Annotated in this window: 10 protein-coding genes; all 10 read right to left on the reverse strand. The window is 43.8% G+C overall.

Annotation, left to right across the window (positions count from 1 at the left end; all coding sequences use genetic code 11):
* Positions 1-69: 69 nt before the first annotated feature.
* The 10 genes from SJY45_RS10530 to SJY45_RS10575 all read right to left on the reverse strand — a co-directional run bounded on the left by SJY45_RS10530 (position 70) and on the right by SJY45_RS10575 (position 13,001).
* Complete coding sequence (locus SJY45_RS10530; RefSeq protein ID WP_400070567.1) at positions 70-798, reverse strand: WecB/TagA/CpsF family glycosyltransferase; 729 nt, start codon at positions 796-798, stop codon at positions 70-72.
* A 351-nt stretch (positions 799-1,149) separates the two neighbouring features.
* Positions 1,150-1,626, reverse strand: a complete 477-nt coding sequence (locus SJY45_RS10535) for a UpxY family transcription antiterminator (protein ID WP_400070569.1) — start codon at positions 1,624-1,626, stop codon at positions 1,150-1,152.
* 802 nt (positions 1,627-2,428) lie between these two features.
* Complete coding sequence (locus SJY45_RS10540; protein ID WP_400070571.1) at positions 2,429-4,591, reverse strand: molybdopterin cofactor-binding domain-containing protein; 2,163 nt, start codon at positions 4,589-4,591, stop codon at positions 2,429-2,431.
* The gene (locus tag SJY45_RS10545) at positions 4,591-5,088 is read right to left on the reverse strand and encodes a (2Fe-2S)-binding protein (protein WP_400070573.1); all 498 of its coding nucleotides are present in this window, start codon (positions 5,086-5,088) and stop codon (positions 4,591-4,593) included. The genes SJY45_RS10540 and SJY45_RS10545 overlap by 1 nt, the downstream gene beginning before the upstream one ends.
* A 15-nt stretch (positions 5,089-5,103) precedes the next feature.
* The gene (locus tag SJY45_RS10550; protein WP_400070575.1) at positions 5,104-5,760 is read right to left on the reverse strand and encodes a hypothetical protein; all 657 of its coding nucleotides are present in this window, start codon (positions 5,758-5,760) and stop codon (positions 5,104-5,106) included.
* 56 nt (positions 5,761-5,816) lie between these two features.
* A complete protein-coding gene (locus SJY45_RS10555; RefSeq protein WP_400070577.1) occupies positions 5,817-7,250 on the reverse strand; it encodes a c-type cytochrome domain-containing protein in 1,434 nt (477 codons plus the stop codon).
* 3 nt (positions 7,251-7,253) lie between these two features.
* Entirely contained in the window at positions 7,254-8,714 is a 1,461-nt protein-coding gene (locus SJY45_RS10560) for a DUF1501 domain-containing protein (protein ID WP_215437978.1), read from the reverse strand.
* Positions 8,715-8,717: 3 nt separating this feature from the next.
* Positions 8,718-11,051 carry a PSD1 and planctomycete cytochrome C domain-containing protein gene (locus SJY45_RS10565; protein ID WP_215437977.1) on the reverse strand — a complete coding sequence of 778 codons (2,334 nt, stop codon included), beginning with the start codon at positions 11,049-11,051 and terminating at the stop codon, positions 8,718-8,720.
* A gap of 186 nt (positions 11,052-11,237) precedes the next feature.
* Positions 11,238-12,425 (reverse strand): M20 family metallopeptidase, encoded by a 1,188-nt coding sequence (locus SJY45_RS10570; RefSeq protein ID WP_400070579.1) that lies wholly within the window; start codon positions 12,423-12,425, stop codon positions 11,238-11,240.
* A gap of 42 nt (positions 12,426-12,467) precedes the next feature.
* Entirely contained in the window at positions 12,468-13,001 is a 534-nt protein-coding gene (locus SJY45_RS10575) for a YceI family protein (protein ID WP_400070581.1), read from the reverse strand.
* Positions 13,002-13,007 lie beyond the last annotated feature (6 nt).

The raw sequence follows: 13,007 nt of genomic DNA on the forward strand, positions 1-13,007 counted from the left end.
ATCTCTAAATAAGATGGGAACTATTTTATATTAATTCTGTAGACACCTCCAGACCTAAACAAGGTGTCCTTATTTTTTATCGGTACGCGCTACCAAATGATAGGCAAAGACCCCACCATAATAGAAATAGCGTTTCCACATTCGTTTAGGTTCCTTAACAAAGCGGCCCAACCACTCCAAACCTAAGTTTTGCCATACCTTACCCGGCCGTTGTACCGTACCTGCGTAAAAATCAAAGACGGCACCAATGGAACAAACCACTCCTTTGTCTATGAGCGCCCCGTTCTGGTTCACCCATTTTTCCTGTTTGGGAGCAGTCATACCCACAAACACCACATCTGGATTAAATTGGTTTATGGCATTTAGAATTGCGGTATTGTCCGCTTCCGTAAACTCCGGTTTATAAGGCGGTGAATAGGTACCCACCGTTACCATAGGATATTCTTCTGCAGCGCGCTTTTTAATCTTTTCCAAAACTGCTTCTGACGAACCCATATAAAAGCAGCGCCCTCCCGTTTGCTGCAAATGTTGCAACAGGAACTCATGAATATCCGCTCCCGCAATTTTCTGGATCCGTTCTTTTTTTAACCATTTGGCGGCCCATACGATACCTACACCATCCGGCAGTAAGATATCAGAATCTTTTAAAGCTTTTTGAAAAGCCGCATCTTCATGGGCTATACAATACGAATATTGATTTATGGTGTTCACCATTAACTTAGGGGCAGACCAATCTACCGTTTCTAACTTTCCATTAAAAACAGGATACCCTAATACTTCTAAATTTCCTATTCCCATACGCTTTGGATTAATTGAAAGTTCAACAAGGTTACTTCTGCTTCTTTACATCTGCCGTTCCTTACTATACCGGGGGTTTTGAAAAGATTTGCAAACTTCTTTATGACCTACAAACCTTAGCATTAAAAACGGCTCCGCCGTTGCCTGTCACATAGGACACACACATAGCACTTTACTTTTATTTTACTTCTGTGACCGCTAATCAATTGGGGCTCTATAATACCAATCCCATTTTAACAGCGGCCTATCTTTACTCGATAATCGAGATTTAAAATGCTCCGACACTTGCGTCGAAATCAAAGTTGAATTTCCTTTTAATGCCTCATGGGCTCGCCCTGAGGTCGTTTACCTTTACACTACCTCTTTTAATTTGGCATTGACCACAATACCCATATCTTCCAACACCAAGGAAACCCTGGTTTTACCAATGTGGCGCACAACCGCTATCTGATCTTTTAAAAGACCGCTGCGAATTGTGGTACGATCGCCCGGTTGCAACTGGGAATACATTAACTCTTCTACAGCGTCATTGCTTACCCAATCCTTAAGCACCTCTATTTCTTCATTACGCACAATGGCCGGTTTGCCCAACCAATATAAATAGCGCTCCACCCCATGTACCGAAAAGGCCATAGACCTGTTTTTCTCGGTACTTTTAATAAACACGTACGATTTAATTAAGGGGGTTTCTACTGTTTTCTTGCGATCGCTCCAAAAGCGGACCTCCTTTACAATGGGGCAGTAGACCTGTATATCCATTTTTGTAAGACCCTCGGTTACCTTCTTTTCGTAACCTTGCCTAACTTTCAATACATACCATTGTTCCATATCAATACTTTTTTTCAATACTTGGCAAAAACATTGTTAGGGGGCTGCATAAGTACACAAAATATGTGGGAAAAACCACTTTTCAATATTAAAAAAAGGTATCTAACCGTTTGCCGTTCAATGCGTTTTAAGCTGTGGTTTTTTCATCGAAAAAACAGTTACGTTAATCGATAAAATACACCTCTTACTTGGTCAACTATAACAAAAAACAGATGCAAAACGGGTTAAAATATCCCTACACATAGCACCACTTATTCAAAAAAAATAAAACCGTAAATCGGTTAAATTCAGCAGCAAATCTAACACAAAAAAAGTCCTTAAAAGGGTATGCTACCCACTAAAACCGGAAGCGGATTTTTTACGTTACAATTATGTTAAAATTGATTCCTGTTTATTAAGAAATCACCAAAAAACCAGACACATAACTTCGTTTTTTTACCTGTATCGAAGTATTATTGCCTTATTTTTAATTAACATTTCGTTAACATTTTGAGCTATTGAAAACTGACTCTTTTACTTAGCCTAAATTCCTACAATCCCATGGCAGCCCATACCCACCACGCTTTTAAAGGCTTCCCACGTCCTCCAACCCTAACTCACTGATTGTAACCTTATAAAAAATGAAACGTAATCTCTAAAATCATAGTTTTGAGAAAACAAACTGCCAGAATCCGCTATAAGTAAGCTTAATCTGTTTACCGAAATACGCTATTAGATTTAGAGCCAACCAAACCCACCTTGCCGACTTTTTAGAAGAAAAAAGGCTTCCAATTTCTTGGAAGCCTTTTTATATGCCTATTATTTATGTTAACCGCAGTGGTATAGATTGCAAACGTTTTCCCGTGAGCCTGCGTACAGCATTGGCGATAGCCGCACCTATGGGACCCATTGGAGGTTCGCCCACCGCACCGGGTTTATCCGTGCCCTGAAGCAGCACTACATCTATTTCTTTTGGAGCGTGTTTCATTAGCGCCATTTCATACGGGCCATAGATGGTTGGGGTCAACGAACCATCTACCACTTTCATCTGTTCAAAAAGCACGGCACTCATCCCCATAATCACACAGCCTTCGCACTGCGCTTTTATCTGATCCGGATTTACGGCCAAACCGGGGTCCAACACTACCGTTACTTTGTGAACCTTAATACGGTCATCCGTGACCGAAACCTCAACTACATGCGCACAGGGCGTACCCGCATCTACCGATGCTGCAATACCCATGGCCCTATTATTTTTTACTTCTTCGGTATATCCTGATTTTTCGCCTGCGGTACGTATGACTTCCTTTAAACGTTTTCCGGCAGCATCATCCTGAATATGTGCCAAGCGGAACTCTTCGGCATTCGTTTTTGCCTTAATTGCCATTTCGTCCATAAAGCTTTCAATGGCAAAAGTATTCGCCAACAACCCCAAACTGCGCCACCAACTTGTAGCAAAAGGCAAAGTTACATGCCAATACACCGAACGATGATTGGGCACGCCCGAATACTGTATAAACCCACCTCTGATTGCCCCGATATCCGCACCAATAACGGTGGGGACCATATTGGGTATCAATGCCGAATTATTGCCTACATCACCACTCACAAAATGATGCTCCAAGCCGGTAAGCTTACCAGCATCATTTAAACGGCCTTTTAAAATATGATGGGTGGGCGGGCGGAACATATCATGCTGAAATTCTTCTTCCCGACTAAAAATATATTTTACGGGTTTGCCTACCGCTTTGGACATGACTGCCGCCTGTACCGCATGTGGCGTATGCAACCGTCTGCCAAAACCACCTCCCAAATAAGTAGGGATTACATTTACTTGCTCCTCATCCCAACCCAAACGGCTAGACACTTCCTTACGGGTAATACCAATTACCTGGGTAGAGATCATAATGGTTGCTTTCTCCCCTTCCACCAGAGCCACTACCCCATTGGGTTCTATCTGGGCGTGCGCACCTATGGGACTCCTAAATTCCATCTGCTCTACCGCATCGCCTTCAAGGGCTTCCCCTTCTTTCTGTATTATAGAAGATTTTCCATTACCTACGGTCATCATGGCCACTATGGCCTCTTGTTGTAAATCTTCCGGGACTTCCCAAACCACCTCAATGGCCTGCTTGGCATTTTCCGCTTGGATATAGGTTTCGGCAACGACACCCACAAAATCGTCCTCACTTACAATTTTTATAACGCCGGGCATTTTTTCGGCTTTATCCGTTGTAGCACTTACAAACTTGGCTCCAATTTTTGAAGGTCGCACCACGGCTCCGTAAACCATATTGGGCATTATGGCATCTATCCCGAACATGGGCGCCCCATATACTTTATCCGCCAAATCTACTCTCGCCACGGGTTTTCCCACGAACTTATACGAACTTATATCTTTTAAAACGGGCGCATCCGGGACCGTCCAATCTGTTACACCTTGAGATATTTCCGTAAAGGACAGGCTTTTTCCGTTTCCTGAAACAACACCCTCCTTTACGGAAAGTTCAGAGACCGAAACGCCTAATTGCTTTGCTGCTTCTAGCTTGATCATCTCGCGAAAGGTAGCTGCCAATTCCCGCAGCGGTTGCCACAGGCCGGAAATAGAGGTACTCCCTCCCGTGCTCACGCTATCTATATTACCCGTGGCCGTAGAGGCATGCACCACCTTGATATTTTCCATGGGTATTTCCAATTCATCCGCTGCCATTTGCGCCATACCGGTAAAGGTACCTTGGCCCATTTCTACTTTAGGCGAGTGTAGGGTGATGATATTATCCTTACCCAGTTCAAACCAGAGCATGGGGTTGTCCGTACTGCCCATATAGTCCAGGTCCATTTCATTTACCTTTTCCAACACGGCCCTTCTAATGGGATTCCGCAGTATATAGGTCCCTACGGCTAACACGCCCAAGGTTCCAAAGCCCCCACGGACCAAGAATTTTCGTCTGGATATTTTCTTTTTTGAAGAATCGTTATCTGCCATTACTTCGCGTTTGTGGGTTGGTTCATTGGGATGGTCTCTTGTTGTTTCTCCGCCGCCCTATGAATGGCTTTTCGCATTCTATAGTAGGTTCCGCACCTACACACGTTGATAATGTTATCATCAATTTCCTCGTCCGTTGGATTGGGGATTTTGTTCAGCAAAGCCGCCGTAGCCATCATAAACCCAGGTTGGCAATACCCACACTGGGGCACCACTTCTTCTATCCAGGCCGTTTGTACGGGATGTGGATTTTCCGCATCTCCCAAACCTTCTATGGTAGTGATTTGTTTTCCCTCCGCAAATTTTACGGGATAGGAACAGGAACGTACTGCTTCTCCGTCTACATGTAGGGTACAGGCTCCACAAGCTGCCTTTCCGCAACCGAACTTAGTACCTTTTAAACCCAGCATATCGCGAATTACCCAAAGTAGGGGCGTAAGCTCATCAGCAAGCTCAACGCTACGCGATTCACCATTGACAATCATTGAAATTTTCATGGTCAGTCTATTTTTTTATTGGGATGGAATGGTGTGGCCGTTTGAAAACCACTCTTCTACCGCACTGATAAATTCTTCTTTTGATACCGGTGGAAGTTCACGCAGCTCTCCTTTTACATTCGTGCCCGGCTCCCAGGCCCAAAGTACCAAATCATCTTCCGTTAAATGTTTTCTGATTTCCTCCGGGGAACGACCACCGTTACGCTCTGTATCCATCATGGATTTTGCGATTTCAAACCGATTTAAACCTTGCCACCGCATGGAGTGTGGTGCCAAAGACCAATGCGGTGCTCCCGGAGCCCCGGAATACGGATTGTTTTCAGATTGATGACAGGTAGCACATTTGGTAGCTTTAAAACCTTTATCATTTTCTCCCCTGGCCATATCAAAATGATGGGGGTGACTATCCTCTCCCTGTTTGGGAATATTATCGCTTGGGTGACAATTCAAACACCGTGGGTGTGTTAACACATCCATCATCTTATGAAAAGCCACATCCGATGCCGGTTTGTTTTCATCCTTACTATCCGGTACTGGCTCATAATTGGTTTCCGTTGGTGTATACACCGAAGCCAACACCAAGCCCACCATCAATAGAAAGAGAAGGAATACGTATTTTTTTAAATTCATAGCTGAAGTAGGCCTATTGCCTATAGCTATAAAGTTACTCATTAATTGTAGAAACCCAGAAGTCCTGTGCTATTGCGTTAGCATATCTACCAAAAAGACTACTTTGTTACCGTTACAGAGTCCGTTGCCACGAAAAAACCTTCAATTTCCGGGGCAATGCCATAGTTTACTTGCAGCCCCTTGTTTGTATCCTGTAACTCCTGAATCGCATTTTTAGAGATTCCGGTTTTATAGACATACAGGTTTTTCAGGTCCGTCATATTCTTAAAAACAGCCAGGCTCTTATCCGTAATGTCCGTTTCGTACACTTTTAAAAGTTTGAGTTTTTTTAAGTTCGATAGTTTTTCCATCTCGGTATCGGAAACGGGCGTTTTATCGATTTCCAGCCATTCCAAATTCTGACATTTCGCTATCACATCCATTTCTTGGGCACCTAACGGAAGTCCGCTTAGGTCTAATTCCACAATATTGTTCGCAATGCGTTGCAACGCCAAGATAGGTTTTACATCATACTCAGGCGGCAAATACATATCTATGCTAAGTGCATTGGAATTACTCGCCACGCGTTCTATGGTTAGATAATCGGAGGCTAGATTCTGCAATGTACTATCGGCCACAAAAGGCAGTTTTGCCCATTTGGACATGGGGTCCGGTTCCATCAACCCCTTAACGAGGATGGCCAAAGGTTCACTTTTAGGCAGCTGATCCAAACGCAAGGTATCCGAAGCCCCCAACGCTACCCAACGTTCCAAAATTTCAATTTCACTTGGTATTAAGGGCGTTTTTCCTTCCGGTGGCATGTGTTCCTCATTTTCCACGGGCAAATGCAATCTACTGATCAATTCACTTTTAAGCGGGTCTCCCGGAACTAGGGTATTCCCGCTTTCACCGCCTTTCAACAGTTCAGAAAAATTGGTCAAGAGTAACTCTCCCTTTTTCTTATTGGAGTTATGGCAGGACACACATTTATCGTCTAAAATTGTGGCTACCACATCCGCATAGATTATTGGGTTCTCCGGAAGTTCCTTTTCTTTTTTTGAAGTTTGCAAGGCCAGAAATTCTTCGCCATGCGTAACCATTCCCCCATAATGACCGGTAAGTGCTACCAGAACCACCACAACCACTTGAAGGCCTTTTACATAGATTTTACTGTCCAGACCTTTATTGGCCAAAGCATACCAGAGGGCTGCAATAAGGGCCACGGCCCCACCCATCCATTGGTGCCACAAGAGCAAATCTCCCTTTACCGGGGTTTCCTTCCCCAGAAAGAAACCTAATATAGCGGTTACCAAAGCTGATAATACCCCAATTACCAAAAGTTCATGCGGTACCTTTTTTCCGGTCAAACCCAGAAAAACGGCAATTAGCAAAAGTACGATCGGAAAGTGAAGCACCAAGGGATGCCAACGCCCCAACCACGCTACCAAATTAGGCAACACTATACTGGAATCGAAAACCAAACAAAAAATAAGAAAAACGGATAGGCCTAAAACACTATACTCTACCCAACGGCTTTTTAAAAAATTGGTCATTGGTTATGCTAAAAGGTCATTGATTACATTTCCGGCTACATCGGTCAGTCTAAATCGGCGTCCTTGATATTTATAGGTTAATTGCTCATGATCTATTCCCATGGCATGCATTAACGTGGCGTGGAAATCGTTTACATGTACCGGGTTTTCAATAACATTGTATCCAAACTCATCGGTCTTACCATAATTGAGACCGGGTTTAATTCCTCCACCGGCCATCCAAATGCTAAATGCCCTTGGGTGGTGATCCCTACCAAAGTTTTCCGGATTAAAATTACCCTGACAATAATTCGTCCTACCAAATTCACCGCCCCAAACTACCAAGGTATCCTCTAGCATACCACGTTGTTTTAAATCCTGAACGAGTGCCGCCGATGCTTGATCAACGTCTTTTGCTTGGCCCGCCATAGCATTAGGCAGATTGCCGTGTTGGTCCCAACCTTGATGATACAGTTGGATGAAGCGCACACCATTTTCCGCCAACCTACGGGCCTGCAACGCATTTGCCGCGTATGTTCCGGGCACCTGACAGTCTTCACCGTACAGTTTAACAATAGACTCCGGTTCTTTTGAAATATCCATAACGTCCGGCACCGACATTTGCATACGGTACGCCATTTCATATTGGGCGATACGGGATTCTATTTCATCATCACCCGTTTCTACATGGTGCATTTTGTTCAGCTGGGAAACCTCGTTCAACAAATGCCGTTTGTCCGATCTGGAAAGTCCATCCGGGTCATTCAGGTACAGTACAGGGTCCTTTCCGGACCGCAACAGCACACCTTGATGCTTGGAATCCAAAAAGCCACTGGACCATAGTTTGGAGTACAACCCTTGACTATTTCCTTTTCCACGTGAAGTAAGCACTACAAAAGAAGGCAGGTTCTTGTTCTCACTGCCCAACCCGTAACTCATCCACGAACCCATACTGGGGCGCCCAGAAATCTGACTTCCCGTTTGAAAGAAGGTAATGGCCGGGTCGTGGTTAATGGCCTCCGTATGCATACTGCGCACTACGGTAATATCATCGGCAATTTTAGCAATATGCGGGAAGTAATCACTGATCCATGTTCCACTTTGTCCGTATTGCTTAAAATTGGTAGCCGCGGGCATCAACGGAAATTTATCCTGCCCCGAGGTCATTCCTGTTAACCGTTGTCCGTTTCGAATGGAATCCGGTAAATCCTCGCCCATACGTTTTCGCAACGTAGGCTTATAGTCAAAACTTTCAAATTGAGAAGGTGCGCCCGCTTGAAAAAGATAAATGACCCTTTTGGCCTTTGGAGCAAAATGCGGAATACCCAATGGTTGGGTTACAGGTGGTGCCCCGCCTCCTTTCAACAGATCGGGAATTAATAATGACCCTAGTGCCAACGAACCAATACCCACACTCAATTGTGAAAAAAAATGCCGTCTGTTTACTTTTAACGGATCCTCCTTTTTGTTTTTGTCTTCTTTCATGGCCTATTCTTTTGTAATGGTTTCGTCTAAATTGTAAATAACCTGTGCCGTAAGCATCAACGCCGCTGTTTTCACGGGACTGACCTGCAACTGCTCAAAATCGCCAACGGCAACTAATTTTTCAGCGCTTTCCAAATCATCTTTATATTGCTCCAAAGCATCATGATAATAATTGTTCAATGCCAATAGTTCTTCTTTTCGCGGACTACGTACCAAAATGCGTTTGAAAAGAGTAGCTACTAAATTAGGATTGTCCGGATCGGCTTCTATACTTCTTTGTGCCAACACCCTTGCTGCTTCCAACACCTGTACATCATTCTGGAGCACCAATGCCTGTAGGGGCGTATTTGTTTTTTGCCTACGTACTTCCGAAAAATCTCTCGTAGGCGCATCAAAAATGGTCATATTGGGTGGCGGTAACGTACGCTTCCAAAACGTGTACAACGAACGTCTGTACAAATCCGCTCCTTGATCGGGAACATATTTCGTAAGGATACCACGGTTACCCCCGGCATTGGTTTCTTCCCATAGACCTGCAGGTTGATAGGGCTTTACACTAGGGCCTCCCAACTCTGGATTAAGGAGACCACTTGTGGCAAGAATATAATCCCTGATCATTTCACCACTCATTCTAAAGCGCGGTGCACGGGCCAACAGTTTATTTTCCGGGTCCGCCTTTTTTAGCTCCGGGCGCATTTCCGATTTTTGCTGATATGTGGCCGAAAGCATGATTTTCTTCAGGAGGTATTTGATATCCCAGTTGTGCTCCATAAAATCTACCGCCAACCAGTCCAGTAATTGAGGGTGTGTAGGCAGGCTGCCCTGAACTCCAAAATCCTCGGAAGTCTCTACCAACCCCTTACCGAACAACATGGCCCAAATACGGTTTACATATACTCTTGCCGTGAGCGGATTGTTCTTGTCTACCAACCACTGCGCCAGCCCTAAACGGTTCTTGGGCAAGTCTTCCGAAAAGGCAAAAATGGCCTCGGGTGTTTTTGGCAATACTGAATCTGCAGGTTGATCATACTGACCTCTATCTAAAATATAGGTAGTTCTAGGCGCCGAATCGTTCATGACCATTACATTAATAGTTGGCAGACTATCCATATGGACAAAAGACAATACGTCTTCCGTTTCCTCTTTAGAAATGGTCAGGAAAGGTGGGTCTGCAAAGAATTTTCTTTTTCCCGCCTGAACCGCATCCATTTGAAGCCCCCTTTCTTTGACTTGATTAAAAAAAGCGAACATCTCAAAATAATTGGCTTGGGAAATGGCATCATATTTATGGTCATGGCACTGCGCGCATTCTAGCGTAATCCCTAAAATTCCCTTACCCACGGTATTGGTACGGTCCAAAACGTAGTTGGTACGGTACTCTTCCTGAATTACCCCACCTTCCTGTGTAATGGGATGGTTACGGTTAAAGCCCGTAGCAAGAATTTGTTCTTTAGTAGCATTGGGCAACAAGTCTCCCGCCAACTGCCAAGTTAGAAATTGGTCATACGGCAAATTTTTATTGAACGCATGAATCACCCAATCGCGCCAGGGCCACATGGTACGGTAACTATCATCTTGATACCCGTGGGAATCCGCATAGCGGGCCACATCCAACCAAGACTGCGTCATACGTTCGCCATAGGCCGGAGAACTCAAAAATGTTTCTATAATTTGCTCCACATCGCCATTGGCGGTAAGTTCTTCCAACTGTTCCAATTGAGGTGGGAGACCGGTTAAATCCAAACTTATCCTGCGTATTAGAGTTTCTTTGGCCGCCTTTTCCGAAGGGCTCAATCCCTTTTCCTCCAGCTTCTCCAAAATAAAACCATCAATTTCATTTTGTGCCCATTGTGTATTTTCCGTTTGCGGGGCAGTCGTCTTTTTAGGTGAAATATAGGCCCAATGTTTTTCGAATTTAGCCCCTTGTTGAATCCATTTTTTTATGAGCTTTTTTTCATAGGAATTCAAGTGCAATTTTGAATCTGCCGGTGGCATGATAACATCTTTATCTTCAGAAATGATTGCCTGATAGGCGATACTTTTTCTTAGGTTTTTGGAGACCAAAGCATAATTACCCGGATTTTCGGGAAGTTCGGAAAATGCCCCTTCTTCCAAATCTAAACGCAGACCTGCCTTTCTTTTATTGGCATCCGGACCGTGACAGGTATAGCAATTATCGGAAAGGATAGGTTTGATATGAAAATTGTAATCTACCGTTTCCGGTAATTTCATATCGGCATATTCATCGTTAGCAGAATCGAATATTCCCTTCTTATACAAAAAAAGAAAACCGATCAAACTGGCCAAAACTACCGCAACTATTATCTTATACTTCATTTTTTGGAATGGTACATTACACACTTAATGTTATTCCATAAAACTAGCAGTTCTAGGCTATAGCCACAATTCAATCAGTTGCACTTTTTCGTCATTTATTATCACTTTTTGAATACATCGCCCGTATTTAAGCCATGTCAACAAATACAACAAGGTTTGACTATGAATATGAAACCAAAATACAGATTACGCTGAAAGTGTTCTTAGGGCCAGCCACGCCAATAATCCGCCCCCTAGTTCCAAAGCAGATTCATCAATATTAAAAGTAGGTGTATGCAGACCGGATGTAATATTCTCTTGGGTATTTCCCACCCCTAGCATATAAAAACATGCGGGATTTTGCTGAGTGTAGTATGCAAAATCTTCCGCTGCCATCCATTGGTCCAATTCCTCAACATTTTCCTCCCCTAAATAGTCCTTTGCCTGGATTCTTAGATTTTCGGTCAAGGTGGAGTCATTTTTTAAATGCGGGTACCCATGATTGATTTTCAGTTCGCAACTGCCCCCCATGGCTTCAGCCATTGTAATGACCAATTTCTTCAGCTTTTCCAAAGCTGTTTTCCGCCAATCTTCATCCATAGTCCTAAAAGTACCCTCAATGGAAACTTCATTGGGAATAACGTTGATCGCACCATTGGCGATTACCTTACCGAACGAAAGTACAGACGGAATTTTAGGGTCCGCAACACGACTGACCAATTGCTGAGCGGCAACTATAATGTGAGAGGCGATCAGAACTGGGTCAATAATTTTTTCAGGCATTGCGGCATGACCTCCTTTTCCTTTTACGGTTAAAAAGAGTTCGTCCATACTGGCCATGAACTTTCCGGAGCGAAAACCTACTTTCCCCACGGGAATATCTGGCCGTACGTGCTGCCCTATATGGGGAATACTGCCTAAAACAGTATATGCTTTTTCCTTAATAACGCTTACCGCCCCTCCCGGACTAAGCTCTTCCGCAGGCTGAAAAAGTAATTTTACACTTCCCTGAAAATCACCTTTCAGTTCCATTAAAATTTTAGCACAAAGTAAAAGGGAAGCACTATGGGCATCATGACCGCAGGCATGCATAACGCCATCTGTGGTGGAAGCATAGGCTATAGTATTTTGCTCCTGAATCGGTAGGGCATCAATATCCGCTCTAAGTAGCACCGTTTTTCCTTTTTCACGACCGTTAATGGTAGCCAACAAACCTGTTCTGGCAACCGATTCAATGTCCGTAATACCCAAGGCCAGCAGTTGCTCCTTTAAAAAGGAACATGTATTGTATTCGTGAAAAGAGAGTTCCGGATATTGGTGCAAATGCCTACGGACCTCCACAAACTCCGGAGCGTATTTTGCCGCAAGACTCTTAATTTTTGCACGATTCTCCATAAAAAAGATTTTAAAGCAGATTACCCACTTGAACCGAAATGCTTACTGCTTTGAAAAAAGTAAATCAAAATTAACGGTAACCTCATCCCCTACTACTATCTGGCCAAACATGGCCGTTGGGGGTTCCATACCGTAATCTTGCAGCACCAACTTCTTTTGACCTTTAATTTTAAGTCCTTCCGAGGCCGTTTCCATAGTTACTGAAATCATTACCGTTTTCTCCGCCCCGGCAATGTTTAAAGATCCCACTAAAGTAGATGCACCCTTTACCTCCTTAAGTTTAAAAACAACCTTGGGATGCGCCTCTTTTTTTAAGGCCTCGTGCATTTTTTTGTCCATTGCCGCACCTCTTTCACTTTTAATATCGTCTACGGCAACCTCTAAATCAATTTCTTTGGGTGCAGTACCGTCATAAGTAAGGGTTGCAGATACCGAATTTGCGGCCACTTCCCATTCATGAACGGTAGAAGTCCCGCTTATGGTCAATGTACTGGTGTCCGAAAGCGTATATTCATCCTGTGCCCGACCTACAAAGGTAAAAGCCACTAGAAGTACTAATAGAAATGTATTTTTCATGGTATT

The organism is Zobellia russellii, assembly GCF_044597075.1.
GTDB classification, from domain to species: Bacteria; Bacteroidota; Bacteroidia; order Flavobacteriales; family Flavobacteriaceae; genus Zobellia; species Zobellia russellii.